Annotated in this window: 23 protein-coding genes; 10 read left to right on the top strand and 13 right to left on the bottom strand. The window is 58.0% G+C overall.

Going from position 1 to position 25,651, the window contains the following annotated elements:
- Positions 1-107 precede the first annotated feature (107 nt).
- From L3069_RS00265 to L3069_RS00250, 4 genes are all read left to right on the top strand, one after another.
- Positions 108-1,229 (top strand): efflux RND transporter periplasmic adaptor subunit, encoded by a 1,122-nt coding sequence (locus L3069_RS00265; RefSeq protein WP_100167745.1) that lies wholly within the window; start codon positions 108-110, stop codon positions 1,227-1,229.
- On the top strand, positions 1,229-4,339 hold the full coding sequence (locus L3069_RS00260; protein ID WP_038414996.1) for an efflux RND transporter permease subunit: 3,111 nt from the start codon (positions 1,229-1,231) through the stop codon (positions 4,337-4,339). The genes L3069_RS00265 and L3069_RS00260 overlap by 1 nt, the downstream gene beginning before the upstream one ends.
- Positions 4,339-5,703 carry an efflux transporter outer membrane subunit gene (locus L3069_RS00255; RefSeq protein ID WP_023298975.1) on the top strand — a complete coding sequence of 455 codons (1,365 nt, stop codon included), beginning with the start codon at positions 4,339-4,341 and terminating at the stop codon, positions 5,701-5,703. Before L3069_RS00260 ends, L3069_RS00255 begins: the two co-directional genes overlap by 1 nt.
- 120 nt (positions 5,704-5,823) lie before the next feature.
- The gene (locus L3069_RS00250; RefSeq protein ID WP_022646567.1) at positions 5,824-6,120 is read left to right on the top strand and encodes a YicS family protein; all 297 of its coding nucleotides are present in this window, start codon (positions 5,824-5,826) and stop codon (positions 6,118-6,120) included.
- A gap of 50 nt (positions 6,121-6,170) precedes the next feature.
- Here the strand turns inward: L3069_RS00250 and L3069_RS00245 are convergent, their stop codons facing one another.
- On the bottom strand, positions 6,171-7,121 hold the full coding sequence (locus L3069_RS00245; protein WP_022646566.1) for a LacI family DNA-binding transcriptional regulator: 951 nt from the start codon (positions 7,119-7,121) through the stop codon (positions 6,171-6,173).
- A gap of 293 nt (positions 7,122-7,414) precedes the next feature.
- Between L3069_RS00245 and L3069_RS00240 the strand changes: the two genes are divergently transcribed.
- The 6 genes from L3069_RS00240 to L3069_RS00215 all read left to right on the top strand — a co-directional run bounded on the left by L3069_RS00240 (position 7,415) and on the right by L3069_RS00215 (position 13,339).
- The gene (locus L3069_RS00240; protein WP_003861034.1) at positions 7,415-7,729 is read left to right on the top strand and encodes a PTS sugar transporter subunit IIB; all 315 of its coding nucleotides are present in this window, start codon (positions 7,415-7,417) and stop codon (positions 7,727-7,729) included.
- An 11-nt stretch (positions 7,730-7,740) separates the two neighbouring features.
- The gene (locus L3069_RS00235; protein WP_038414995.1) at positions 7,741-9,066 is read left to right on the top strand and encodes a PTS sugar transporter subunit IIC; all 1,326 of its coding nucleotides are present in this window, start codon (positions 7,741-7,743) and stop codon (positions 9,064-9,066) included.
- A gap of 17 nt (positions 9,067-9,083) precedes the next feature.
- Positions 9,084-10,460, top strand: coding sequence for a glycoside hydrolase family 1 protein (locus tag L3069_RS00230; protein ID WP_038414994.1), 1,377 nt, complete (start codon positions 9,084-9,086; stop codon positions 10,458-10,460).
- 5 nt (positions 10,461-10,465) lie between these two features.
- On the top strand, positions 10,466-10,768 hold the full coding sequence (locus tag L3069_RS00225) for a PTS lactose/cellobiose transporter subunit IIA (RefSeq protein ID WP_014168006.1): 303 nt from the start codon (positions 10,466-10,468) through the stop codon (positions 10,766-10,768).
- Positions 10,769-10,906: 138 nt separating this feature from the next.
- Entirely contained in the window at positions 10,907-12,286 is a 1,380-nt protein-coding gene (locus L3069_RS00220; protein WP_022646562.1) for a carbohydrate porin, read from the top strand.
- 147 nt (positions 12,287-12,433) lie between these two features.
- The gene (locus L3069_RS00215; protein WP_023305152.1) at positions 12,434-13,339 is read left to right on the top strand and encodes an EamA family transporter; all 906 of its coding nucleotides are present in this window, start codon (positions 12,434-12,436) and stop codon (positions 13,337-13,339) included.
- A gap of 112 nt (positions 13,340-13,451) precedes the next feature.
- On the opposite strand, the gene nepI is transcribed toward L3069_RS00215, so the two are convergent.
- The 12 genes from nepI to L3069_RS00155 all read right to left on the bottom strand — a co-directional run bounded on the left by nepI (position 13,452) and on the right by L3069_RS00155 (position 25,365).
- Complete coding sequence (gene nepI, locus L3069_RS00210) at positions 13,452-14,642, bottom strand: purine ribonucleoside efflux pump NepI (RefSeq protein ID WP_023298972.1); 1,191 nt, start codon at positions 14,640-14,642, stop codon at positions 13,452-13,454.
- Positions 14,643-14,742: 100 nt separating this feature from the next.
- Complete coding sequence (locus L3069_RS00205; protein WP_014830062.1) at positions 14,743-15,195, bottom strand: DUF1198 domain-containing protein; 453 nt, start codon at positions 15,193-15,195, stop codon at positions 14,743-14,745.
- Between the two features lie 151 nt (positions 15,196-15,346).
- Positions 15,347-16,351: an alpha/beta fold hydrolase gene (locus L3069_RS00200; protein ID WP_023298971.1), complete on the bottom strand. Its 1,005-nt coding sequence runs from the start codon at positions 16,349-16,351 to the stop codon at positions 15,347-15,349.
- A 161-nt stretch (positions 16,352-16,512) separates the two neighbouring features.
- Positions 16,513-17,904, bottom strand: coding sequence for a hexose-6-phosphate:phosphate antiporter (gene uhpT / locus L3069_RS00195; protein ID WP_038414993.1), 1,392 nt, complete (start codon positions 17,902-17,904; stop codon positions 16,513-16,515).
- 132 nt (positions 17,905-18,036) lie between these two features.
- A complete protein-coding gene (locus tag L3069_RS00190) occupies positions 18,037-19,347 on the bottom strand; it encodes an MFS transporter (protein ID WP_038414992.1) in 1,311 nt (436 codons plus the stop codon).
- A complete protein-coding gene (gene uhpB, locus L3069_RS00185; RefSeq protein WP_038414991.1) occupies positions 19,340-20,845 on the bottom strand; it encodes a signal transduction histidine-protein kinase/phosphatase UhpB in 1,506 nt (501 codons plus the stop codon). The genes L3069_RS00190 and uhpB overlap by 8 nt, the downstream gene beginning before the upstream one ends.
- Complete coding sequence (gene uhpA / locus L3069_RS00180) at positions 20,842-21,435, bottom strand: transcriptional regulator UhpA (protein WP_022646555.1); 594 nt, start codon at positions 21,433-21,435, stop codon at positions 20,842-20,844. Before uhpA ends, uhpB begins: the two co-directional genes overlap by 4 nt.
- Before the next feature lie 125 nt (positions 21,436-21,560).
- A complete protein-coding gene (gene ilvN, locus L3069_RS00175) occupies positions 21,561-21,848 on the bottom strand; it encodes an acetolactate synthase small subunit (RefSeq protein ID WP_038414990.1) in 288 nt (95 codons plus the stop codon).
- Between the two features lie 3 nt (positions 21,849-21,851).
- Positions 21,852-23,540, bottom strand: coding sequence for an acetolactate synthase large subunit (gene ilvB, locus L3069_RS00170; protein WP_100167746.1), 1,689 nt, complete (start codon positions 23,538-23,540; stop codon positions 21,852-21,854).
- Between the two features lie 229 nt (positions 23,541-23,769).
- Positions 23,770-23,868 carry an ilvB operon leader peptide IvbL gene (gene ivbL, locus L3069_RS00165; RefSeq protein ID WP_057979964.1) on the bottom strand — a complete coding sequence of 33 codons (99 nt, stop codon included), beginning with the start codon at positions 23,866-23,868 and terminating at the stop codon, positions 23,770-23,772.
- A gap of 107 nt (positions 23,869-23,975) precedes the next feature.
- Positions 23,976-24,455: a type VI secretion system tube protein TssD gene (locus tag L3069_RS00160; RefSeq protein ID WP_126509600.1), complete on the bottom strand. Its 480-nt coding sequence runs from the start codon at positions 24,453-24,455 to the stop codon at positions 23,976-23,978.
- A 196-nt stretch (positions 24,456-24,651) separates the two neighbouring features.
- A complete protein-coding gene (locus tag L3069_RS00155; protein WP_038414986.1) occupies positions 24,652-25,365 on the bottom strand; it encodes a hypothetical protein in 714 nt (237 codons plus the stop codon).
- Between the last annotated feature and the right edge of the window lie 286 nt (positions 25,366-25,651).

The raw sequence follows: 25,651 nt of genomic DNA, 5'->3' as shown, positions 1-25,651 counted from the left end.
TTTCATTTCTGGCTCTGCCAGAGATGCGGGATCGCTGTGCTTTTAATTAGCCCTCCTCCCTGTTAAGCGATTAACAGGGCAGGCTTCGTTCACCCTGGAAAAAGATTATGAAAACCATAACAACCTCCATCGCAGCATTACTCCTCCTGACAGGGTGCGATAATGCGCAAACATCTGCTCCCCAGCGTCCTCTTCCGGAAGTGGGGATTGTCACACTCATGAGCCAGCCGGTGTCCGTGGTCAGCGAGCTGACCGGCCGCACCGCCGCCGCGATGAGCGCCGAAGTGCGCCCTCAGGTGGGCGGCATTATTCAGAAACGGCTCTTCACCGAAGGCGATACGGTCAAGGCCGGGCAGGCGCTGTATCAGATCGATCCTTCCAGCTACCGCGCCGCTTATGATGAAGCTGCCACCGCACTGAAACAGGCGCAGGCGCTGGTGCAGGCCGACTGCCAGAAAGCCCGGCGCTATGCGCAGCTGGTTAAGGATGACGGCGTATCACGTCAGGATGCGGAAGACGCGAAGTCCACCTGCGCGCAGGACAAGGCCAGCGTCGAGTCAAAGAAAGCCGCGCTGGAAAGTGCCCGCATTAACCTCAACTGGACCACCGTCACCGCGCCGATTGCCGGACGTATCGGCATCTCCTCTGTGACCCCCGGCGCGCTGGTGACCGCCCAGCAGGATACCGCGCTGGCCACTATTCGCGGGCTGGACAGTATGTACGTCGATTTAACCCGTTCCAGCGCCGATCTGCTGCGATTACGCAAGCAAACCCTCGCCAGCAACAGCGATACGCTGAACGTGTCGTTGATCCTCGAAGACGGCAGCAGCTACAGCGAAAAAGGCCATCTGGCGTTAACCGAAGTGGCGGTGGATGAGTCTACCGGCTCAGTCACCCTGCGCGCCGTCTTCCCGAACCCGCAGCATCAGCTTCTGCCGGGCATGTTCGTCCGCGCCCGAGTGGATGAAGGCATCATGAATGACGCGATCCTCGCGCCGCAGCAGGGCATCACCCGCGACGCCAAAGGTACCGCCACCGCGCTGGTGGTGAACGCCAGCAACAAGGTCGAGCAGCGTCAGCTGGAGACGGGCGACACCTACGGCGATAAATGGCTGGTGCTGAATGGCCTGAAGGCGGGCGATAAGCTGATTGTGGAAGGCACCGACAAAGTCACCGCCGGGCAGGAAGTGAAAGCTGAAGAGATGAAAACCAACGGAGGAAACGCCTGATGTTTTCCCGTTTCTTCGTGCGTCGCCCGGTCTTTGCCTGGGTTATCGCCATTCTCATCATGCTCGCCGGGATACTGGCGATCCGCACGCTGCCCGTTGCGCAGTACCCGGACGTTGCCCCGCCGTCGATCAAAATATCCGCCACCTACACCGGCGCCTCCGCACAAACGCTGGAGAACAGCGTGACGCAGGTGATCGAGCAGCAGCTCACCGGGCTGGATAACCTGCTCTACTTCACCTCCACCAGCAGCTCGGACGGGTCGGTGAGCATTAACGTCACGTTTGAACAGGGAACCGATCCGGACACCGCTCAGGTACAGGTGCAGAACAAAGTCCAGCAGGCGGAATCGCGCCTGCCGACCGAGGTGCAGCAGTCCGGGATCACCGTCGAAAAATCCCAGAGCAACTTCCTGCTGATCATGGGCGTATATGATAAAACCGACACCGCCAGCAGCTCGGATATCGCCGACTGGCTGGTGAGTAATATGCAGGATCCGCTGGCGCGCGTGGATGGCGTCGGCAGCCTGCAGGTGTTCGGTGCAGAATACGCGATGCGCATCTGGCTCGACCCGGCTAAGCTGGCGTCGTACTCGCTGATGCCCTCCGACGTGCAGAGCGCGATTGAAGCGCAGAACGTGCAGGTCTCCGCCGGTAAAATCGGCGCGCTGCCCTCGTCGAACGCCCAACAGCTGACCGCCACCGTTCGCGCTCAGTCGCGTCTGCAAACGGTCGATGAGTTCAAAAAAATCATCGTCAAGAGCGAGTCCAACGGTGCGGTGGTGCGCATCAGCGACGTCGCGCGCGTGGAGATGGGCAGCGAAGATTACACCGCCACCGCGAAGCTGAACGGCCACCCGGCGGCGGGTATGGCGGTGATGCTCTCGCCGGGCGCCAACGCGCTTAACACCGCCACGGCGGTAAAAGACAAGATCGCCGAGTTCAAAAAGTCGATGCCGGAAGGCTACGACGTGGCCTACCCGAAAGACAGCACCGAGTTCATCAAGATCTCCGTTGAGGACGTGATTCAGACCCTGTTCGAAGCCATTATCCTCGTGGTGGTGGTGATGTACCTGTTTCTGCAAAACATCCGCGCGACGCTGATCCCGGCGCTGGCGGTGCCGGTGGTGCTGCTGGGCACCTTCGGCGTGCTGGCGCTGTTCGGTTACTCCATCAACACCCTGACGCTGTTTGCCATGGTGCTGGCGATAGGACTGTTGGTGGATGACGCCATCGTGGTGGTGGAAAACGTCGAGCGTATTATGCGAGACGAAGGGCTGCCCGCCCGGGAAGCGACCGAAAAATCGATGGGCGAAATTTCCGGCGCGCTGATCGCCATTGCGCTGGTGCTCTCTGCGGTATTCCTGCCGATGGCCTTCTTCGGCGGCTCTACCGGGGTCATTTACCGTCAGTTCTCGGTCACCATTATTTCGGCGATGTTCCTCTCCGTGGTGGTGGCGCTGACCCTGACGCCCGCGCTGTGCGGCTCGATCCTGAATCACACCGCTCCGCACAAAAAGGGCTTCTTCGGCGCGTTTAACCGCTTCTACAGTAAGACCGAGCACGGCTATCAGAATAAGGTTCTGCGCGCCCTGCGCCGTTCCGGCGGCATGCTGGTGATCTTCGCCCTGCTCTGCGGCGCGATGGGGTTCGCCATGCTGAAACTGCCGGGCAGCTTCCTGCCAACCGAAGACCAGGGTGAAATCATGGTGCAGTACACCCTCCCTGCCGGCGCAACCGCGGTGCGTACCGCAGAGGTAAGCCGCCAGGTACGCGAGTGGTTCCTCACCAAAGAGAAAGCCAATACCGACGTGATCTTTACCGTTGAAGGTTTCAGCTTCAGCGGCAGCGGCCAGAACGCCGGGATGGCGTTCGTCTCCCTGAAAAACTGGTCAGAGCGTAAAGGCGAGGAAAACACCGCGCAGGCCATTGCCCTGCGCGCCACGCAGGAGCTGAGCGCCATCCGCGATGCCACCATCTTTGCGATGACACCGCCGGCAGTGGACGGTCTGGGCCAGAGCAACGGCTTTACCTTTGAGCTGATGGCGAGCGGCGGCACCGACCGCGACGCGCTGCTGAAACTGCGTAACCAGCTGATTGGCGAAGCGAATCAGGACAGCTCGCTGCACGCCGTGCGCGCCAACGATCTGCCGCAGATGCCGCAGCTTCAGGTGGATATCGATAACAACAAAGCCGTGTCGCTGGGGCTCTCCCTGAGCGACGTCACCGACACCCTGTCCAGCGCCTGGGGCGGCACCTACGTGAACGACTTCATTGACCGTGGCCGCGTGAAAAAGGTCTACATCCAGGGCGACAGCGACTATCGTGCGGTGCCGTCGGATCTCAACAAATGGTATGTGCGCGGCAGCGACAGCACTATGACCCCATTCTCCGCCTTCGCCACCACCCGCTGGGAGTATGGCCCGGAAAGCCTGGTGCGCTACAACGGCTCGGCGGCGTATGAAATTCAGGGCGAGAACGCCAGCGGCGCCAGCTCCGGTACGGCGATGAGCAAAATGGAGCAGCTGGCGAATAACCTGCCGTCCGGCAGCACCTGGGCGTGGAGCGGTTTGTCGTTGCAGGAAAAACTGGCGAGCGGTCAGGCGATGAGCCTTTATGCCCTCTCCATCCTCGTGGTGTTCCTGTGCCTGGCGGCACTGTATGAGAGCTGGTCGGTGCCCATTTCGGTGATCCTCGTGATCCCGCTTGGGGTGCTGGGCGCGGCCATTGCCGCCTCCCTGCGCGGCCTGAGCAACGATGTCTATTTCCAGGTGGCGCTGCTGACCACCATCGGTCTGTCGTCGAAGAACGCCATTCTGATTGTCGAGTTTGCCGAAGCCAAAGTGGCCGAAGGCTACTCCCTGACGCGCGCCGCCCTGCGGGCCGCCCAGACGCGTCTGCGTCCGATCATCATGACCTCGCTGGCGTTTATCGCAGGCGTGACGCCGCTGGCGATTGCCACCGGCGCCGGGGCCAACAGCCGCGTGGCGATCGGCACCGGCATTATCGGCGGGACGCTGGCCGCGACGCTGCTGGCCATCTTCTTTGTTCCTTTATTCTTTGTACTGGTGAAACGTCTGTTCTCCGGTAAGCACGCAAACCGGAGGTCATAATGTTTCGTGTAACTGTTTTAGCGTTAGCACTGCTGAGCGCAGGCTGTGTGTCATTAGATCCCACGTATCAGCGCCCGGACGCGCCCGTTCCGGCCACACTGCCCGGCGCGCACGGCGAAGCCAGCGCCGTGGTGAACCAGTGGCAGCAGGTGATGAATGATGCGCGGCTGAAAAGCGTGGTGACGATGGCGCTCAACAGCAACCGCGACGTGCAAAAAGCGATTGCGGATATCGACGCCGCCCGTGCCCAGTATGGCGAAACGCGATCCTCCCTGTTCCCGACGGTGGACGCGGAACTGAGCCACACCCGCAGCCGCACGCTGGCGAGCGGCGTCGCGACGAGCGACGAAGCCAACGGCACGGTCTCCAGCTTCGAACTGGATCTGTTTGGCCGCAACCAGAGCCTGTCGCGCGCCGCGCGTGAAACCTGGCTTGCCAGCGAGTTCACCGCGCAGAACACGCGCCTGACGATGGTCAGCGAGCTGACCACGGCCTGGGTGACGCTGGCGGCGGATAACAGCAATCTGGCGCTGGCGAAATCCACCCTGGAGAGCGCCGCGAACTCGCTCAAAATCGTCAAACGTCAGCAGGAAGTAGGTGTGGCAGCGGCCACGGACGTCAGTGAAGCGATGGCGGTTTACCAGCAGGCGCGCGCCAGCGTGGCGAGCTACCAGACGCTGGTGATGCAGGACAAAAACGCCCTTAACCTGCTGGCGGGCGATACGGTGCCCGAGAACCTGCTGCCCGGCACGCTGGAGAGCCTGAGCGATAACGCCATCACGCTGATCCCGGCGGGCGTCAGCTCCAGCGCGCTGCTGCGTCGCCCGGACATTCAGGAGGCGGAACATAACCTGCTGAGCGCTAACGCCAACATCGGCGCGGCACGCGCCAACTTCTTCCCGACCATTTCACTGACCGCCAGCGCGGGCGTCGGCAGCGATTCGCTGTCATCCCTGTTCAGCCACGGCATGAAGGTCTGGTCGTTCGCGCCGTCCATCACCCTGCCGCTGTTTAGCGGGGGCAACAATATGGCGCAGCTGCGCTATGCGGAAGCGGAGAAGAAGGGGCTAATCGCCACCTATGAGAAGACCATCCAGAGCGCGTTTAAGGACGTGGCCGACGCGCTGGCGCGGCGCGAAACGTTGAGCGAACAGCTTGATGCCCAGCGTGAATACGTGGCGGCGGAGCAAAAAACACTGGATGTGGCGACGCGCAGTTACAAGGCTGGCGCGGGCGATTATCTGACGGTGCTCACCGCGCAGCGATCGCTGTGGTCGGCTCAGGAATCACTGATTGCCTTGCAGCAAACCGACCTGGAAAACCGCATCACGCTGTGGCAATCGCTGGGTGGAGGGGTTCAGTAACGGCCTGAGAGGGCGATTCTCATACCAGGTGAAAAGTAAATTCATACTTTCGGCTGGAATCGCCTGCCTGAATGTAACGATACATTTCAGGGAAAGCCTGTGACTTTACCGGAGGTCTCAATGAAATCTGCACACCTGGTTTGCCTGCTCGTTTGCCTGATTTTCGCTGCGTTTGTTCACGCGCTGGAGAAGAGCGCTCCGGAGAAAGAGGCCCAGATAAAACAGCAGGTCCTGAAAGATGTGAAGAAAACCTGTACCCCGCAGAAAAAGCAGAGCGATAAGGCCTGGCAGGCGATGATTTTGTCGTCTGAGGCCAATCAGCTGCTGATCAAAAATGCCATCACCGCCGTGAAGCGTGACAACCTGGACGCCTACTGGGATGCAGTAAGTCAGGTGGATTGTATGGAAGATTACTGAGGGTTGAGCGCCGGGTGGCGGCTGCGCCTTACCCGGCCTACATCACATGTTTAACGCTTCCGCACATCCGGAATAATCAAATCCCCACGCAGAACGTAGGACCCGAGCATCTGCGTTTTCGCCGTCAGCCAGCTCACGATGCGCGCCGCCATGGCGTCCATGGAATACTCAATGGCCGGGATCACCGGAATACCCGGGAGATGCAGCGAACCGCCGAGGCTGAAGACCATGATGTCTTCCGGTACCGATTTATTAAACGCCTGTAACTGCGGGATCACCCGCTGGGCTTCCTGCTCGTCTGCCACCAGCAGCGCGTTGAAATTCAGCGTGGACGCGTTGTTGAGTAATTCCTGAAGCGCAACGGACGATGAAGTCGCGTCCATAAACACGAGGTTGCGATTAAAGGGCAGGAAGTTTTTCTCCAGCGCATGTTTGTAACCCAGCAGCACCTGATCGGCAAAGCCGCTGCCGTGCGGGTGGATCAGTGCTATCTGGCGACGCCCCTGGCTGGTGAGATAGTTGCAGGCCGTTTCAGCCGCGAACGCGTGATCGAACTGAATGCTGTTGGCGTTATCGGCTTCCATACAGTCGACCAGAATGACGTTGTCCATGTCCACGTCCAGCGGGAAACGCGCGCCAATCACCAGAATGTCATCACATAAGCCGCAGGAGAGTTCTTCAAGAGCGTTCATCACTTCTGTTTTCGTGTGTGCGAAACGCAGCAGCAGATGTTTTTGATGCTGGCTGAGGTGTTTTTCCAGCGCGTACAGGTAACCGGTGGTCTGGTTAATGTTCTCCTGCGCGCAAATCACCCCAATGCAGCCCGTCGACTGGCTGAGCAGCGACTGGGCGATCACGTTCGGACGATAGTTCAGCTCATCCACCGCTCTCAGAACAGCCTGTCGGCTGGCTTCTTTAACGCCACGCGACCCGCTCAACACCCGTGATACCGTGGCTTTGGACACCCCGGCCAGACGCGATACATCGTTGATTGTAGACATCTCTCTCCCCTGTCAGACGCAACTGGCGTCTGTAATTTCCATCACCGCTACGGCTCACATTATAGCCAGAACGGAGTATATCCGTTTCCGTTTTCCATGGAAACCGATTTTCCGTTTCCACTCAATTTGATGTCAAAACAGCCAAATTATGTGACCCACATCCGGTTAATTAGCGTCATAAGTAGTGGATATTGATGGTTGTCACACTTCTGTCTTTTATGAATGGAAACCGGTTTCCGTATCATGTCCAATCATCATCGCAATAACTTTTTACATTTTGAGGATGGTCGTCGATGTTCAAGATTATGCTGTGCTGCTCTGCCGGGATGTCCACCAGCCTGCTGGTCAGCAAAATGATCGATGTAGCAAAAGAACGGGGCTTGCCCGTGAAGATAGATGCGTATGGCGTATCCGAATTTGATACGCAGTTTCCGCACTATCAGGTGGTGCTTCTCGGACCGCAAGTGAAATACATGTTAAAGACACTCTCAGACAAGGCAGCGACGCAAGGCATACCGGTGCAGCCCATCGACATGATGGATTACGGCATGCAGCGTGGCGATAAAGTACTGGACTATGCTCTGTCGCTCATCGAAGCGGCACACTAAAAGGTGTTCACATGAGTTCGTTATATCAATCCATGGTCGCGGTGATTGAACAGTCAATTACGCCGCTGGCCGCGAAGCTCGGTCAGCAAAAGTATGTGATTGCCATCCGCGACGGCTTTACCGCCGCGCTGCCGTTTATGATCATCGGCTCGTTTATGCTGGTGTTTATCTTCCCGCCGTTTTCGGCGGATACCACCAACAGCTTCGCCCGCGGCTGGCTGGATTTCTCCGAGACCTACCGCGAACAGCTGATGCTGCCCTTTAACCTCAGCATGGGCGTGATGACCTTCTTCATCTCGGTGGGGATTGGGGCGAGCCTGGGACGTCAGTTTAACCTCGATCCGGTGATGTCCGGTCTGCTGGCCTTTATGGCCTTCCTGCTGGTCGCCGCGCCGTATGCCGACGGCAAAATTTCGACGCAGTATCTGTCGGGTCAGGGCATCTTCACTGCGCTTATCACCGCGATCTACTCCACCCGTGTGTACGCGTGGCTGAAGCAGAACAACGTCACCATCCGCCTGCCGAAAGAGGTGCCGACCGGCGTGGCGCGTTCGTTTGAGATCCTGATCCCGGTGATGGTGGTGATTGGTACCCTACATCCGCTGAACCTGTTCATTGAAGCGCAGACCGGGATGATCATCCCGCAGGCGATTATGCACCTGCTGGAGCCGCTGGTGTCTGCGTCTGACTCGCTGCCCGCGATTCTGCTCTCCGTTCTGCTGTGCCAGATCTTCTGGTTTGCCGGTATCCACGGGTCGCTGATTGTCACCGGCATCATGAACCCGTTCTGGATGGCGAACCTCTCTGCAAACCAGGCGGCGCTGGCGGCGGGCGCGGCGCTGCCGCACGTTTATCTGCAAGGTTTCTGGGATCACTACCTGCTGATTGGCGGCGTAGGCTCGACCCTGCCGCTGGCGTTCCTGCTGCTGCGCAGCCGCGCCACTCACCTGCGCACCATCGGCAAAATGGGCGTTGTGCCAAGCTTCTTTAACATCAACGAACCGATTCTGTTCGGCGCGCCGATCATCATGAACCCGATGCTGTTTATCCCGTTCGTGTTTGTTCCGCTGGTCAATGCCTGCCTGGCGTACGGCGCAACCAAACTCGGCTGGCTGGCCCAGGTGGTTTCGTTAACCCCGTGGACCACGCCCGCGCCGATTGGCGCCTCGTGGGCGGCGAACTGGGCGCTGAGCCCGGTGGTGATGTGCCTGGTCTGCATGGTGATGTCCGCCCTGATGTACCTGCCATTCCTGCGCGCCTATGAGCGTACGCTCATCAAAAATAAAGAGCAGAAAGCCCAGGCAACCGTCGGCACCGCTGAAACAGTTAGCAATTAAGTCAAAGAGGAAGGGTCATGAAATACGCATTTCCCGATAACTTCTGGTGGGGCAGCGCAAGCTCCGCTCTCCAGACGGAAGGGACACGAGAGGGTGAAACCACGTGGGACTACTGGTTTTCCCGCGAGCCGAACCGTTTTCACAACGGCGTGGGACCGCAGCATACCTCCACGTTTTATCAGCACTGGAAAACGGACATTCAGCTGTTGAAGCAGCTGAACCACAACAGCTTTCGCACCTCGATTAGCTGGGCGCGCCTGATCCCCGACGGTATCGGTGAAGTGAACCCGGACGCGGTCGATTTTTATAATCAGGTCATTGATGAGCTGAATGAACAGGGCATCACGCCGTTTATCACCCTGTTCCATTTCGACATGCCGATGGCGATGCAGGAGATAGGCGGCTGGGAAAACCGTGACGTAGTGGACGCCTACGCCCGCTATGCGCAGATCTGCTTCGAGCTGTTTGGCGACCGCGTGCTGCACTGGTTTACCTTCAACGAGCCGATCGTGCCGGTGGAAGGCGGTTATCTGTACGATTTCCATTACCCGAACGTGGTGGATTTTCGTCGGGCGGCGACCGTGGCGTATCACACGGTGCTGGCCCATGCGAAGGCCGTTCAGGCTTACCGCGCCGGGCATTACGCGGGGGAGATCGGCATCGTGCTGAACCTGACGCCGTCATACCCGCGTTCGCAGAACCCGGCGGACGTGAAGGCGGCGCATATCGCGGATCTGATATTTAACCGCAGCTTCCTCGACCCGGTGCTGCGCGGGGAGTATCCGGCCGACCTGGTGGCATTGCTGAAATCTTACGATCAGCTACCCGCCTGCAAGCCGGAAGACGGTTTCCTGATTGCGGAAGGGAAAATCGACCTGCTCGGCGTTAACTACTATCAGCCGCGTCGCGTGAAGTGTCGCGACAGCGCGGTGAACCCGCAGGCGCCGTTTATGCCGGAGTGGTTCTTTGATAGCTACGAGATGCCGGGCCGCAAGATGAATCCGTACCGCGGCTGGGAAATTTACGAGCCGGGTATTTACGATATTCTGGTTAACCTGCGCGACAATTACGGCAACCCCCGCTGTTTTATTTCTGAAAACGGGATGGGTGTCGAAAACGAGCAGCGCTTTATTGAAAACGGCCAGATAAACGATCGGTACCGCATCGAATTTATTTCTGAGCATTTAGCGTGGCTGCATAAAGGTATTAGCGAAGGCTGCAATTGTCTGGGCTACCATATGTGGACGTTTATTGATAACTGGTCGTGGTGCAATGCCTACAAAAACCGCTACGGTTTTATTCAGCTCGATTTGGAGACGCAGCAGCGCACCATTAAAAAAAGCGGAGAGTGGTTTGCCGCTACCGCCTTAAATAATTGCTTTGATAAAGAGTAAAAATGATGATCGCATTAGAAGAAGCCGTAATGGAAATTATCGTCAACGCCGGTCAGTCCCGCAGCCTGTGCTTCGAAGCGCTGCATGCGGCGCGCCAGGGCAACCTTGACGAAGCCAAAAGCCTGCTGCGTGAAGCCGATGGCTACGCGCGCCAGGCACACAAGATGCAGACCAAACTGATCGAGCAGGACGCGGGCGAAGCCCGCCAGCCGATGACCTTAATTATGGTGCACGCGCAGGATCATTTAATGAATTCGCTATTAGCGCGTGAATTATCTGAAGAGATTATTCATTTATATCAGAGATAGTCTATGGCGAAATAATTTAATGTAATACCTCTGTACCTAAAACTAGAAATCCACTTGTTCTGATGATAGCGACATATTCTGTCAGATCGGAGCGGGATGGTTATTGTCTGAATAAAATTAAACTATATTGAGATAACCATGAATACGATTAAAAAACTTCCATTAACCATGGCGGTTATCGCCGCGCTTTGTCCAATTTCCGTGCTCGCGCAAGAATTTACGCAGGAGCAAATTGACGCCATTGTGGCGAAAGCGGTGGATAAAGCCCTGGCCGAGCGTCAGGCGAAAATGGATGCGGCGGTCGCGAAAAAAGCGGACGTCATCACCGAGCCGCAGAGCGCAGCGCAATCCCCGGACATGGCGATTCCGTTTGGCATCAAATTTACCGGCTACGCCCGCTACGGCGCGCACTTCCAGGCCGCTGACCAGAAGTATGTGGCGGTGGACGGCTCCTACAACGGCGCGTCCGCGATTGGTCGTCTGGGTAACGAAGGCAACGGCGGGGAATTCCAGCTCTCCAAGGCCTTCAAGGGTGATAACGGCGCCATCTGGGACATCAACGTGATGATCGACCACTGGGGCGACGAAGTTAACCTCAAAAAAGCTTACGCCGGGGTGACCAACATTATGGCCTCCAACCCGAACGCCTACTTCTGGGCCGGTCGTGACTTCCACCAGCGTCCGCAGCAGGGCATCAACGATTACTTCTGGATGAACCACGATGGCCAGGGCGCCGGGGTGAAGAACTTCGACATCGGCGGCGTGCAGTTCGACGTGGCTGCCGTGGCGGCGGTGGAATCCTGTAGCCCGGAAGTGATGGAAGATGAAGCCAACCCGTCGCGCATCACCTGTACCGGCGGCTCCGGCACGGGTGACAAGGGCAACTACGCTGCCACCTCAAAAATCCACGGCATGAAGCTCGGCCCGATCGACCTGGAGCTATACGCCAACTACGGTTTTGACTCCAAAGCCGTTGAGAGCGACGAGCGTCTGAACGCCTGGCAGGGCGGCGTGGTGCTGAGCCACACCAACGACAGCGGTGTGAACAAGGTGATCGCCCGCTACTCCGATAATTCGGACAACAGCGTGTTCAACAAAACCGAAGATCTGACCACGGTCTACGCCAGCTTCGAAGGGCTGTATAAATTCACCCAGGCCACGCAGGTGGAGTACATCCTCGCCTTCCACGACTATGACAACAGCCGTGATGACACCGACAACCGTAAGAACTACAACGCCATCGTGCGCCCGATGCACTGGTGGAACGACGTTCACTCCACCTGGCTGGAAGCGGGCTGGCAGCACGTAGATTACGACAACGGCGGCGACAACAAGGGCTGGAAGCTGACCCTGTCGCAGAACATGTCTATCGCCATGGGGCCGGAGTTCCGTCCGATGCTGCGCTTCTACGTGACCGGCGGCAAAGTGGACAACGAACGCACCGCGCGCGTGAACAACACCAAAGATGAGACGCTGGACGACTTCAACGTCGGCGCGATGTGGGAGGCGTGGTTCTAAGGTCAACAACATGCCGGGTGGCGCTACGCTTACCCGGCCTACGGTTTTCCCCCTCTCCCCGTGGGAGAGGGCCGGGGTGAGGGCATCAGGCCGCACACAACCATGCTATGCTGTTGGCCAATTAACGACAACATAACAGGGGAGAACATGGGTTCCACACGCAAAGGGATGCTCAACGTCCTGATCGCCGCCGTTTTATGGGGCAGTTCCGGGGTTTGCGCGCAGTACATCATGGAGAAAAGCCACATTTCTTCACCTTACCTGACCATGGTTCGCCTGCTGTTTACCGGCGTGATCCTGCTGACGCTCTCCTTCGTTCACGGCGACAAGATTTTCTCGGTCATCAAAAACCGCAAGGACGCCCTCAGCCTGCTGTTTTTCTCACTGGTTGGCGCGCTCACCGTGCAGCTCACCTTCCTGCTGACGATTGAAAAATCCAACGCCGCTACGGCCACCGTGCTTCAGTTCCTGTCGCCAACCATCATCGTGGCGTGGTTCGCCCTGGCGCGGAAAACGCGTCCCGGCATATTTGTCTTATCCGCGATTTTGACATCGCTTGTGGGTACCTTCCTGCTGGTGACCCACGGCGACCCGACGTCGCTCTCCATCTCGCCTGCCGCACTGTTCTTCGGTATCGCCTCGGCGTTTGCTGCGGCGTTTTACACCACCTATCCATCAACGCTTATCGCCCGCTACGGCACGCTGCCGATTGTCGGCTGGAGTATGTTGATTGCGGGACTAATGCTGACGCCGTTCTACGCCGGACGCGGCACCACCTTCGCCATTGACGGCGGCCTGCTGCTGGCGTTTTTCTACCTGGTGGTGATTGGCACCGCGCTGACGTTCAGCCTGTATCTGAAGGGCGCGCAGATGATCGGCGGGCCGAAGGCAAGCATTTTGAGCTGCGCCGAACCCCTGAGCAGCGCGCTGCTGTCGGTGGTTTTGCTGGGGGTGGCATTCACCCTGCCGGACTGGCTGGGAACGCTGCTGATTGTGTCGTCGGTGGTGTTGATTTCGATGGATTCACGCAGAAGGGTTAAGGCATCGGCGTAAGCGAATGTCCCCTCACCCCGACCCTCTCCCCAAAGGGGCGAGGGTGAAAAGACAGCACCGAGCAGTCCCCTCACCCCTATGGGGAGAGGGTTAGGGTGAGGGGGAAAATTGACTACTTCGCCTTCACCTTCCCCGCCACCAGCAGCGCGGTCAGCAGCATCAGCGTACCGGAGATCACCAGCGGTGACGTCAGCCCCAGATGGTCGAGCGCTACGCCGCCCACCGCCGCGCCGCAGGTGTTCGCCAGCTGGATCACCGCCACCTGAATCGACCCGGCTTTTTCCGCCTGATCGGCAAGCGAGCGGGTGATCCACGTCGACCAGCCCACCGGCACCAGCGCAAAGGCAAAGCCCCAGACAATCGCAATCGCCGATGCGACCCACTTGTCGCTGCCCCACAGCACCAGCACCGCGGCACTGATCGCCAGCACCAGCGGCGCACCCGCCAGCGCCACCTTCAGGGAGCGCTTCAGGAACTGAGACGACAGTGAGGTGCCGACGAAGCTGGCGATACCGAAGCTCAGCAGCACCAGCGTCAGGCCATCCACGTCAAAGCCCGCCATGGTCATATACACCGGGCGAATATAGGTAAAGAAGGCAAACTGCCCGGCAAAGGCCATGAAGATGGCGGTCATCCCCGCCAGCACGCCCGGACGCTTGAGCAGCGCGAACATGTTCTGTTTGTGGTGCGCCGCTTCACCCGGCAGAGACGGTAGCGCTTTCCACACCCAGATAATGCACAGCACGCCCATCACTGCCGCCGCGTTAAAGACGTTACGCCAGCCGATAATCCCACCAAGGAAGCTGCCCAGCGGCGCGGCAATCACCAGCGCAATAGAGACCGCGCCGAAGATAACGGACAGCGCTTTTGGCACGGTGCGCGCGGGCACCAGGCGCATGGTCAGCGAGGCCGACATCGCCCAGAAGCCGCCTAACCCCAGCCCCAAGCAGGCGCGACCCAGCAGCAGCAGGGTGAAGCTTTCAGCGAAAGAGACCAGCAGGCAGGAGAGCGTCAGCAGCACGCTGAACAGGATGACCACTTTACGACGGTCAATGGTGCCAATCGCCTGGGTGATAAACAGGCTGGCGAACATCGCCACAAAGGCGGTGACGGTAACGGACTGCCCCGCCACGCCTTCGGAAATGCCCAGATCCTGCGCCATCGGCGTCAGCAGGCTGACCGGCAGAAACTCAACGGTAATCAGGCAGGCGACGCAGAACGCCACGGAGAAAACCGCCGACCAGTTGGGGCGAGACACCTCTTTGGCCTGCGGCGGAGTCGTGGGCTGGATATGTTCTGTCATGGCATCACCTGAGATAAAAACGTGCGGAAAAGTCGCGCAGTTTATCATCAAAAGTGTGACGGATTTAACGATTTGACAACTTTTGTGGTTTTAGAGGGGATCAGTGCAGATAAAACACACCTTCTTCCGGCAGAAATAGCTGGTTATAGCGCAGCTGGAAGGCGTTCAGCTCCTGCGGATCGGGCTCCATTTCGCGCATAAAGCCAAGTGCCAGTCGAATTTGCGCATCGGTAATGGGTGCGGCAAGGCGGGCTTTACGCAGCATACGGTGCCAGGTATGCAGATTCTCTTCACTGCCGTCGACAATGCAGACCTGCCAGATGAGCAGCACCTGTGCCGCATTTTGCAGATGTGCCTCGTCGGGGCGCTCAAGGTAGCGGATAAACTCATTGCCCGGCGTTTTACCGAACTGATCGATCATCGACTCGACTGGCATCGGGGTGATGCCCAGCCGCTCGCTTAAACGTTTGATGGCGCGGCGGGAGTCTGAGGTCAGGACACGAAATCCAACCACAAATACCACGGCAAGCGTTGCCAGCATTATCCAGACCATGCGTTCTCCTTAGACTAGCCGCCCATCATAGCGGGAAACGCAGCGCGTCAACAGCGGGAACGGCCAGAATAGTGAACCGAAAAAAGCTGGATAATTGCGATGAAAGCAATCCCGCGCAGGCGTGGCTGCGCGGGCTGTTGCTGGAGACCCGTCAGCGCGCCTGAAGCCCTTTCAGCAGCGCGTCGTGGAAACGTTCAGGATCCTGCATCTGCGGCGCGTGGCCCATGTCGTTAAACTCGACCAGCGTCGCGTGCGGAATGCGCTTCGCCGTCTCTTTGCCCAGCACCGCGTAATTGCCGAGCGTCTTGCGGATCTCCGGTGGGGCGAGATCTTTCCCGATGGCGGTATTGTCCTTCGTGCCGATCATCAATAATACCGGCATCTTCAGCTCGCTAAATTCATAGACAACCGGCTGGGTATAAATCATGTCATAGAGCAGCGCCGAGTTCCACGCCACGCGCGCTTTACCCGGCCCGTTGTTCAGCCCGGCGAGCATGGTGACCCAGCGCTCGTACTCCGGCTTCCACTCCCCGGCGTAGTAGGTGTTTTTCTCGTACTGACGAATACCGTCGGCGCTAACTTTCAGCTCGCGCTGGTACCACTGATCGACCGTAATATGCGGCACGCCGCGCGCTTTCCAGTCTTCCAGACCAATCGGGTTTACCATCACCAGCTGCTCCACCTGCTGCGGCCACATCAACGCATAGCGGGTTGCCAGCATGCCGCCGGTCGAATGTCCTATAACCGTCACGCGCTCGACGCCCAGCGTTTTCAGCAGCGCGTGGGTGTTATCCGCCAGCTGCTGGAAGGTGTACTGGTAATGCTCCGGCTTGGTGGATTTACAAAAACCAATCTGGTCAGGGGCGATCACGCGATACCCACCGGCCGACAGCGCGCGGATAGTGCCGTCCCAGGTGCCAGCACAGAAGTTTTTGCCGTGCATCAGCACCACGGTGCGGCCGTTGGGTTTTTCCGGTTTCACGTCCAGGTAAGCCATATCCAGAGGCTGGTTCTGCGAGGTAAAGGTAAAGTGTTTTACCGGCCAGCCGTAGTCAAAACCTTCCAGCTTCTCGCCGTAGGTGGGGGCATCCGCGGCCATTGCGGGGGACGCCAGCGCCATCAGCAGCGCAAGGCAGGACAATCGTCGGGTTAACATGCAAGCTCTCCGTTAGCAAAAGGGCTAAGGCTGCACGAAAGGCGGCAGCAACAACACTGTAGAGCATAGAGAGGAGCGAGTGTGTAAAGCGGAGTAAAGGTAGGCCGTGCAAAATAAAAAAGCCCGGCATCACACACCGGGCAAAGAAGTTACCTGCACACTCAGGCTACTTTTAATTTCTGCGCACGATTCTCACGGCGGATCTTACGCTCTTCCAGCACCGCAACCATCGCCATCAGGACGATACAGCCAATCGCGGCGGCATCCAGCGCGGCGAAGGTGCCCGCCCAGCCGGTAAGGCCGAAAATCGGCGTGCCGTCGGCGATCATCCCCAGGCCCAGCTTGGCGAAGCTGTCGCCGATCAGGTAGGCGAAGGTGCCCTTAATCCCATCGGCGGCGCCGATCGCTTTTTTCGGGACGAAGCCCACTGCCGCCACACCGATCAGTAATTGCGGACCAAACACCAGGAAGCCGAGCGCGAACAGGGACGCCAGGTAAATGTACTGGTTGCTGGCGTGCTGGTAGACGCCAAGGGTGGCGATAATCAGCGCCAGCGCGACGCAGGCCACCAGCGCGCGGCGGCCATTGGCGAGGTCGGAGAGCCATCCCCACAGCAGGGTGCCGACCAGCGCGCCCACTTCAAACAGGGTGAAGCCCTGAATCGCCACTTCTTTAGAAAGCTTCAGCTCCTGGAAGGCATACACTGTGGACCACTGGTCGATACCAATGCGCACCACGTACAGGAAGATGTTCGAGAAACAGAGCAGCCAAATCACTTTGTTTTTCAGCACGTACTCAACAAAGATCTGCCATTTGGACATCTCGTTTTCTTCGGTCTCTTTGTCCTCTTCGCTGATCTCTTCCCCGAACAGCTCTTCGGCTTTGCCGAGGCCGTACGATTCCGGGGAATCGCTGCCGTAGCGCAGGCCGATAAAGCCAACAATCAGGGCAATAATCGACGGGAAGATAAACATGCCGATGACGTGACCGTCGAACAGGTAGTTCGCGCCGAACAGCGCCACGCCTGCCGCACCCGCTCCGCCGAGGTTGTGGGAGATGTTCCACATGCCGAGGTACGACCCCCGCTTGCGGCGCGGCGTCCATTTGGTGATGGTGGAGTAGCTGCACGACCCGCCGGTGCTCTGGAAGAAACCGCTCAGGGCGTAAAAGGCGATCATCAGGAACAGGCTGACGGAGCCCGCGCCCATGCTGGCGCTGAAGCCGAGCATACAGATGGCAGAGAGGATCAGCATAAACGGCAGGAACTGCTTGGTGTTTTTGCCGTCCGCATAGTAGGAAACGACAGTTTTCCCCACGCCATAGGTGATAGAGAAGCCCAGGCCAATCATCCCCAACTGCGTCATGCTCAGCCCGTAGGTGGTGATCATGTCGTTCTGCGCGATGTTAAAGTTTTTGCGGATCAGGTACATAGTCAGGTAGCCGATGAAGACCACCAGATAGGACTGCATGAACGGTTTGAACCACATTTTGCGCCGCACGTCGAGCGGCAGATCCAGGGTCGGCTTGCGCACCTGATTTAAGAAGGCCAGCATGACTGAGTTACTCCTGAGCTGATTTTTGCAGCATTGTAAAAACCAGCCAGGAGAGATGCCTGAGACAGCGTCCAGGTGAAACCGGGAAAATTTCTTAGTTTTGCGCGACTCGGCAGCAAAAGGTGAGGCGCGTCACGCTTCGCGCGGTGCCTGCGCGTGCAAAAACGGCAGCAACAGCAGGGCGGAGATGCCCGCCGCGATAGCGATCACCGCGAAGAACCCGCTCCAGTGCCAGATGTCGATCACCCGCGCCAGCGGCCAGCCGGAGAGCGATGCGCCAAGGTAGGCAAACAGCCCGACAAAGCCCGTCGCCGCGCCTGCCGCCTCTTTGTGGGAGCACTCTGCCGCCGCCATGCCGATCAGCATCTGCGGGCCAAAGACGAAAAAACCGATGGTGAAGAAGCACGCCGCCTGCATCACGTAGCTGGCGAACGGCATCAGCCACAGCGAGCCAACGGAGAGCAAAATTCCGGCGGCGAAGATCAGGTTCATAGGCCCGCGGTTGCCGTTGAAGAGCTTGTCCGAGCCCCAGCCCGCCACCAGCGCGCCGATAAACCCGCCCAGTTCAAACATGGTCACTGCCGAGTTGGCGGTCACCAGATCCACACCGAGCGTCTCGGACATGTACAGGTTGCCCCAGTCGTTGATGGCCGCGCGCACCACGTAGACCAGCACGTAGCAGAGCGACAGCAGCCAAATGTAGGGGTTTTTCAGTACGTATTTGGTGAGGATCTGCTGGCGGGACAGCCCGGCCCCCTCCTGCTGCTGGGCGATCTCCATCTCGTCGTGCCGCCAGTCGCCCACCGGTGGAAGGCCGACGGTTTGCGGCCTGTCGCGCAGGCGCCAGCAGAGGAACAGCCCGGCGATAATTGCCAGGCCACCGGCAATCATCATCCCCGCACGCCAGCCGTAGTGCAGCGCGGCAGCCCCCACCACCATCGGGATCAGCGCCCCGCCGACGTTATGCGCGGTATTCCATATCGCCCACCAGCCGCCGCGCTCGTTGCGTGAGTACCAGGCGGTGAGCAGGCGGGCGCAGACCGGCGCGCCCCAGCCCTGGAAGAAGGCGTTCAGCGCCCACAGCAGGGCGAAGGCCCAGAGCGAGGTGGAGAAGCCAAACAGGATGTTCACCACGCCGGTGGCGATCAGCCCAACGCCCATGAAATAGCGCGCATTGGAGCGGTCGCTGACGATGCCGGAGAAGAACTTCGACAGACCGTAGGTGATGTAAAACAGCGTCGCCAACAGGCCGATGTCGGTGCGCGCCATCACGCCGCTGGCGAGGATCTCCGGCGCGGCGGCGTTGAAGCTTTTGCGGGTGAAGTAGAACAGCGCGTAGCCGAGCCAGATAGTGACCAGGATATGACGTCGCCAGTAGCGGTAGCGGGCGTCGATTTCCGCTTTGTTGCCTAACGGGGCGGCGCTGGCGGGGGTTTTAAACATGGTGCGTCCTTAACGGCAAACTGACGCTGACGCGCGTCCCGTGGGTGCAGGAGATCGTCAGCGTGCCGCCGAGCGCCTTCACGCGCTCGCGCATGCCCGCCAGGCCAAAGCCCTGTTGGCCGGATCCCGGCGGCAGGCCGCAGCCGTCGTCTTCAATCACCAGCATCAGGCGCTCGTCCTGCTGCCAGCCCTGGATCGTGACCGCGCTGGCACTGGCGTGTTTGACGATGTTGTTCAGCCCCTCCTGACAGACGCGGAACAGCGTCACGCGCTGACCTTCGCTCAGGATAGCTTCATTGATGCGCCAGTCGAGATGGCTGACTATCCCGCGGCTTTCCAGCTCCATCTCGCGCATCAGGGAACGCACCGCCTGCTCCAGGGACAGATCGTCAAGCTGGCGCGGGCGCAGCCGCCCTAACAGGCGGCGAACGGAGTCATAGACACCCAGCGAAAGCTGTTCGATATGCGCCCCGCCCTGCTTCACACCCGCGTTTTCTGCCGCCAGGCGCTGGACAATGCCCGCCTGGGTGCGGATGGCAGTGATGGTCTGGCCGATGTCATCGTGCAGCTCGCGGGCAACCTCCTGGCGCACGCTCTCTTCCGTCTCCAGCAGACGCTCCGCCAGACGGCGATTGCGCGCCAGCTCGGCTTGCAGAGACTGGTTCAGCTCGCGCAGGCGCTGGATGCCCGCCCCCAGCAGCAGCCCGGTCAGGCTCTGGGCCAGCAGCGAGAGCAGCAGATCTACCGGATGATCGTGCCAGGTCTGGCTGGCGATCAGCGCGATGGCGTTCATTAGGGTCGCGATCAGCGCCCCCTGCCAGCCGTAGTGCCAGGCGAGGGCGATGATCGGCAGCGCCAGACAAAACGGCGTAAAGCGTGATAATTCAGCGGGGAGACCAAGCTGGAGCCACAGGCTCACCACAAACAGCAGCAGATACCAGATCAGGTGCCGGGCGCGCCAGTTCACCGGCTGGGAGACCAGCGCCGGGCCGAGCGGCTGCCAGACGGTGCTGGTAAGGTAATGCCAGAAAACCAGGCAGGTCGGTGCCAGCGTCAGGCCGCCGGTGAGGGTCAGCAGCAGGGCGTTGAGCACCTCCTTTTCGCCCACCCACGGCAGGGACTGCAACAGCGCGGCGGCAATCAGCGCCGCCCCCTGACGCAGCAGCGTGCGCCAGTCGCGCTGGTGACGGTAGCGGGAAATCAGGGCGACCGGGATAAGCGTGAGCAGGCTTCCGGTCATCAATAAAGGCAGATGCGCCAGCGCCACTTCCTGCGCCAGCCAGATCAGCATCAGCCACTCTGCACCGAGCAAAACGGGCCAGTATCCGCGCGGGCACTGAAGCATCAGTCCCAGACGCAGGCCAAAGGGGAAAAGCAGCACCGCCAGCTCCGGGCGTTCCACCAGATGCAGGCTGATGCTCCACAGGCAGAACCATGCGGCGGAGAAGATAAAAAAGCTGGCGACGACGGCGATCAGCCGTGAAAAAACGGGACTCATTGCCAGCTGTCAAACATACGGCGCGCCAGCTCGACATCGTTACTGACGTTGAGTTTTTCCATCAGGTTGGCGCGATGAACATGCACGGTTTTCGGGGACAGATCCAGCTCCGCGGCAATCTCTTTTACCGACATGCCCTGGGCAAGTTTCTCTGCCACCTGACGCTCGCGTCTGGTGAGCGGATCCTGCCGTCCCGCCGCCAGCTTGATGGCGATATCCGGCGTCAGGTAGCAGCCGCCGGTGGAGACGGTGCGCACGGCGGCAATCAGCTCGTCGGGGCTACAGCGTTTAGAGAGGAAGCCGCGCGCGCCCGCGTTGAGCGCCTGCTCGACCAGCGCCGGGCTGTCGTGGACGGAGAGCATAATGGTCGCCATCCCTTTCGGCAGCTGGCTTAACAGCTCCAGCCCGGAGAGATCCGGCATTGAGATGTCGCAGATACAGACCTGCACCCCGCGTCCCGGCAGGCCCGCCAGCGCCTCGCGACCGGAGCCAAACTCGGCCACGACCTGAAAATCCGGTTCGAGGTTTAAAAGCTGGGCAAAGCCGGAGCGGACGATAAGGTGGTCGTCGATAAGGGCGATGGTGGTCATGGTTTGATCCTGATGCGTGAACACGCCGGATGGCGGCGTAAACGCCTTATCCGGCCTACGTGTAACGTCCTTGCAGGCTGGATAAGCGCAGCGCCATCCGGCAAAAGCCTTTTACCTTAAGTGATTTACTCGAAAAACACCGCAATTTTGTTAAACATGGTGGGATCGGACTGGTTGCGTGCCACTTTGGTGACATCTTCCAGCTTGTCGATCTGCGCCATCATCTGCTCCAGACGCTGGTCGTCGTTCACCAGTAGCCAGATGCGGCTGTGCTCGCTGCCCTGAATCGGCAGACAGAGAATGCCTTCCACGTTAAACGCCCGTCGGGCAAACAGCCCGCAGACGTGGGTCATGACGCCAGGGTGGTTGCGGACGGTGAGTTCCAGAATGACGTTATCATATTGTTTCTGCATGGTTTATTCTCCCACCATCTCAGTATTTGCCGCACCCGGCGGCACCATCGGATACACTTTTTGTTCAGGGTCGATACGCACGTGGATCAGCGCCGGGCCCGGACGAGAAATCGCATCCTGCAACGCCGCGTGGGCATCTTCTTCGGCGTTCAGATCGCAGGTGTGCAGGCCAAAACCAGCGGCAATCTGCATGAAGTTGATCATCCCCGGATAGGTCGCCGCAAACACGCCCTGCTTATAGAACAGGCTCTGCTGCTGGTGTACCAGGCCCAGCGCCTCGTTGTTCATCAGAATGATTTTGACGTCTAACTGATTTTCGGCTGCGGTGGCCATCTCCTGAATGTTCATCATCAGGCTGCCGTCACCGGAGAAGCAGATCACCTTACGGTCCGGGTTGGCGAGCGCCGCGCCAACCGCTGCTGGCAGGCCGAAGCCCATGGTGCCAAGGCCGCCGGAGGTCAGACACTGGCGCGGGCGGTTAAGCGGATACGCCTGGGCGGTCCACATCTGATGCTGGCCGACGTCGGTGGTGATAATCGCGCTGTCATCCACGCAGGCGGCAACGGCGTTGATAAGACCATAGTGGCTCAGCGGGTCGCCCTCGGTTGGGACAGCGCCCGGGAACTCGCGTTGCAGATCGGCCACCAGCTGGCGCCAGTCGGCGCGGTCGTTTGCCTCCGTCTGTGGGATCAGCTGTGCCAGCACCTCGGCCACGTCGCCCTGAATCGCCACGTGCGGCTGCTTGATTTTACCCAGCTCGGCGCGGTCGATATCCACGTGAATGATTTTGGCGTTCGGGCAGAACTCCTCGGTTTTGCCGATCGCCCGGTCATCAAAACGCGCCCCCATAACAATCAGCAAATCCGCCTCTTGCAGGATGTAGTTGGTGCTGCGCGCGCCGTGCATGCCCAGCATCCCTAAAGACAATGGGTGCGCTTTTGGCAGCATGCCGAGCGCCATCAGGGTCATGGTGGTAGGCAGGCTGGCTTTTTCAGCGAACTGACGGATTTCATCCGCGGCGTTGATCGCCCCGCCGCCCAGATAGAGCACCGGGCGTTTGGCCGCGTTAATCATGGCGGCGGCATCGCGCACGCTCTCAACGCTGAATTCCGGCGCCGGGGCACGCTTGCCCGGCTCGGGCAGGACGTCGATCTCAATTTCTGCGGTCTGGACATCCTTAGGAATGTCTATCCACACCGGACCCGGGCGGCCAGACTGGGCAATGCGAAACGCATCGCTGATCACCTGAGGCAGCTCGCTGATATCGCGAACTAAATAGTTATGTTTGGTGATGGGGATAGAGATACCGTAGGTATCCACTTCCTGGAACGCATCGGTACCGATCATCGAGGACGGCACCTGGCCGGTAATGCAGATCAGCGGAATGGAGTCGAGGCGCGCATCGGCGATGGCGGTCACCAGGTTAGTGGCGCCCGGCCCGCTGCAGGCCATACAGACCGCCGGTTTACCCTGGGTACGCGCCATGCCCTGAGCGATAAAGCCTGCGCCCTGCTCGTGGCGCGCCAGCACGTGGCGGATCTGTGTGCTTTGGCTTAACGCATCATACAGCGGCAGCACGGTCCCACCCGGGATGCCCGCAACGGTGGTGATGCCTTGTCGTTCCAGTAAATGAACAATCAGCTGCGCGCCGGTGAAACGCGTTTTTGTGGATGTTGTGCCCGAACTTGCCATGCTCCAGTCCTTTTCTTCTGAGCCAGCTTTACGCGTCGTAGTTCAGGTTGCAGATGCGTTGGCTGCGTTCCCTCACCCCAGTCACGTACCTATGTACGCTCCTGGGGATTCGCTCACTTGCCGCCTTCCTGCAACCCGAACTACTTAGCGTATCCGGGAGGGGTCCTAAACGAAAAACCCCGCCCGGTTTGCGCCGGCGGGGTTTTGGATTCGTGTGTTGATCCAGTCCCTACGGCGCATTGCCGACGACCACCACCACACGCACGACGACCACTGCGGCAGGTTGCGCAGTTTTTAGTAGGGTCGAGGTGAAGATGGATGAAGTCATTGGGGACCTGTGTTTGGAATCATTGATAGAATTTATACAAACACAGGTTTTCGGATGTGACAATGGAAATATTTTCAACTGCGCAAAAATGCGTCAGGGATCACGTTTCAGTACGTTGCTCGCTCATTCCAGGCATCACTATAGATGACATTGCCGTCACAATGCTTCCAGGTGATTTTCTCGTAGCGTATAAGAACCGTTTCAAGGTGTGTTCCGGTGTTTGCGCCGGGATACAGGTCTGGTGTTATTGAGGTTATTTTCACATTCTCCAGAAGGATATTAAAATATTCCTGTTCTAAACCCGCCTCATTAATCTGATACATCTTAATAGTGGCTGACTTGAGCATTCTTCCCGTACTCAGCGCCCGAAATAAAATCGGGGTTACACGATCAAATTCCTTCTGAAACATGACGGGCATGTGTATGCGCGTGCCCGTTAATTTCCCGGTATTTCCGTCGACTGGAATGTTGACATTATGAGTGAACGATTTGAGTTCAATTGCACCTTCACGCCCTGACACAAGGCAAGGGCCAACCATGGGAGAACCATTTTCATCTGTTAAAAAAAAATAAGCTGGGTTTGACATAAAAAATCCTTTTTATATGATTTAATCGTACTTATCAAGGTGGCCGAAAATTATCGGATGAACAATAATAAATACAATGATAGAAATGAATGTTAGTAATACCCAGCGGTCAGGCACCAACCACAGGAACAAGGAGGCGCACGCAAAAATATAAACAGGAAATAAAATATCCGTAAATAGAATTGATAACAGACTCTTAAACATGCTCCTTGCCCTTTAAGTCTTTATAAATTGCATCGAAATCCTTATAGAATCCCAACTGCACCTTCTTAATGAGTTCAGACAGGAAAGGCTCAAAAAAGTAGTAAAGCATCTCCAGTTGTGCGGCATAGAGGGTGGCGTAATACTTAGGGTCCAATGTTTTCAGGCGACGAGCAGCAAGAGCGCACTTCTGTTCCGTTCCAATCAATTGAAGTGCCATGACAACGTTAGGTACGCGGCGTGCAAGCCGTTCGACGACGATTTCAGATAGCAGGCCTGATTCGGAAAGGGATTTGGCCAGACCCCATGCTATTGCTAAACGCGCGGCCTTGCTGGTCGGTATGTTATTAACAAGCCCTGTTACTTTTGAATCTATCTTACGAACGCGATTGTGTTCATTCCCATTTTCTGAATCGGAAATAACACGTTCAAAATAAAGATAGAGCATGTGTGCTATTACATCGCGATAACGGTAAAGCGAGAGAATTGAGAGGTACATTCTCTTTTCTTCTGAGAGAAGCTCGTCACATACATCGTGATAGCTGGGGATTAAGCATGATGAGTACCAACTTACACGCTCAATTCCTGAGTAAATATCAGAGCCGATCCCCTTTAATGCTCTCCATGTTCCTGCAACACCTTGCTGTCCATAAATAGCCAACTGCCTGTCACTCTGGAACTTCATCTTTAAATAATCAGATGCTTGCATAATGTATCCACACAATTATTGCGGCTATAGGAATATACATTGAAAAGTCCAGAAATTCAAACCAGTAAAATTGCTTTACATAAACATTCACATAAATAATAAGTCAGTACGATTTTATTTATTAAGGTTATATACGAAACAACTTAATTACTTGAAGGGCATTAGCGGTTTATATTAGTTCACACACTTTTAGTTTAATCATTGCAAAATGAGTCTAATACCTATTTCTATAAAAAGAGTTGCATAAGCGATGCTATCCCGTTCACAACGAAGCTAAATAGCTAAA

The sequence above is a fragment of the Enterobacter cloacae complex sp. ECL411 genome, from assembly GCF_021869665.1.
Taxonomy (GTDB): domain Bacteria; phylum Pseudomonadota; class Gammaproteobacteria; order Enterobacterales; family Enterobacteriaceae; genus Enterobacter; species Enterobacter intestinihominis.
The sequence above is the reverse complement of the archived record's forward strand: the minus strand, read 5'-3'. Positions and strand labels throughout refer to the sequence as shown.

Bases quoted from the DNA above. Each gene is read 5' to 3' on its own strand.
- L3069_RS00160 (WP_126509600.1), bottom strand. From the start codon at position 24,455: ATGTCAAACCCAGCTTATTTTTTTTTAACAGATGAAAATGGTTCTCCC.
- ilvB (WP_100167746.1), bottom strand. From the start codon at position 23,540: ATGGCAAGTTCGGGCACAACATCCACAAAAACGCGTTTCACCGGCGCG.
- L3069_RS00155 (WP_038414986.1), bottom strand. From the start codon at position 25,365: ATGCAAGCATCTGATTATTTAAAGATGAAGTTCCAGAGTGACAGGCAG.
- L3069_RS00255 (WP_023298975.1), top strand. From the start codon at position 4,339: ATGTTTCGTGTAACTGTTTTAGCGTTAGCACTGCTGAGCGCAGGCTGT.
- L3069_RS00235 (WP_038414995.1), top strand. From the start codon at position 7,741: ATGAGTTCGTTATATCAATCCATGGTCGCGGTGATTGAACAGTCAATT.
- uhpA (WP_022646555.1), bottom strand. From the start codon at position 21,435: ATGACCACCATCGCCCTTATCGACGACCACCTTATCGTCCGCTCCGGC.
- nepI (WP_023298972.1), bottom strand. From the start codon at position 14,642: ATGACAGAACATATCCAGCCCACGACTCCGCCGCAGGCCAAAGAGGTG.
- uhpT (WP_038414993.1), bottom strand. From the start codon at position 17,904: ATGCTGGCCTTCTTAAATCAGGTGCGCAAGCCGACCCTGGATCTGCCG.
- L3069_RS00225 (WP_014168006.1), top strand. From the start codon at position 10,466: ATGATCGCATTAGAAGAAGCCGTAATGGAAATTATCGTCAACGCCGGT.
- L3069_RS00215 (WP_023305152.1), top strand. From the start codon at position 12,434: ATGGGTTCCACACGCAAAGGGATGCTCAACGTCCTGATCGCCGCCGTT.
- L3069_RS00190 (WP_038414992.1), bottom strand. From the start codon at position 19,347: ATGTTTAAAACCCCCGCCAGCGCCGCCCCGTTAGGCAACAAAGCGGAA.
- L3069_RS00230 (WP_038414994.1), top strand. From the start codon at position 9,084: ATGAAATACGCATTTCCCGATAACTTCTGGTGGGGCAGCGCAAGCTCC.
- L3069_RS00240 (WP_003861034.1), top strand. From the start codon at position 7,415: ATGTTCAAGATTATGCTGTGCTGCTCTGCCGGGATGTCCACCAGCCTG.
- L3069_RS00200 (WP_023298971.1), bottom strand. From the start codon at position 16,351: ATGTTAACCCGACGATTGTCCTGCCTTGCGCTGCTGATGGCGCTGGCG.
- L3069_RS00205 (WP_014830062.1), bottom strand. From the start codon at position 15,195: ATGGTCTGGATAATGCTGGCAACGCTTGCCGTGGTATTTGTGGTTGGA.
- ilvN (WP_038414990.1), bottom strand. From the start codon at position 21,848: ATGCAGAAACAATATGATAACGTCATTCTGGAACTCACCGTCCGCAAC.
- uhpB (WP_038414991.1), bottom strand. From the start codon at position 20,845: ATGAGTCCCGTTTTTTCACGGCTGATCGCCGTCGTCGCCAGCTTTTTT.
- L3069_RS00250 (WP_022646567.1), top strand. From the start codon at position 5,824: ATGAAATCTGCACACCTGGTTTGCCTGCTCGTTTGCCTGATTTTCGCT.
- L3069_RS00245 (WP_022646566.1), bottom strand. From the start codon at position 7,121: ATGTCTACAATCAACGATGTATCGCGTCTGGCCGGGGTGTCCAAAGCC.
- L3069_RS00220 (WP_022646562.1), top strand. From the start codon at position 10,907: ATGAATACGATTAAAAAACTTCCATTAACCATGGCGGTTATCGCCGCG.
- L3069_RS00265 (WP_100167745.1), top strand. From the start codon at position 108: ATGAAAACCATAACAACCTCCATCGCAGCATTACTCCTCCTGACAGGG.
- L3069_RS00260 (WP_038414996.1), top strand. From the start codon at position 1,229: ATGTTTTCCCGTTTCTTCGTGCGTCGCCCGGTCTTTGCCTGGGTTATC.
- ivbL (WP_057979964.1), bottom strand. From the start codon at position 23,868: ATGACTTCATCCATCTTCACCTCGACCCTACTAAAAACTGCGCAACCT.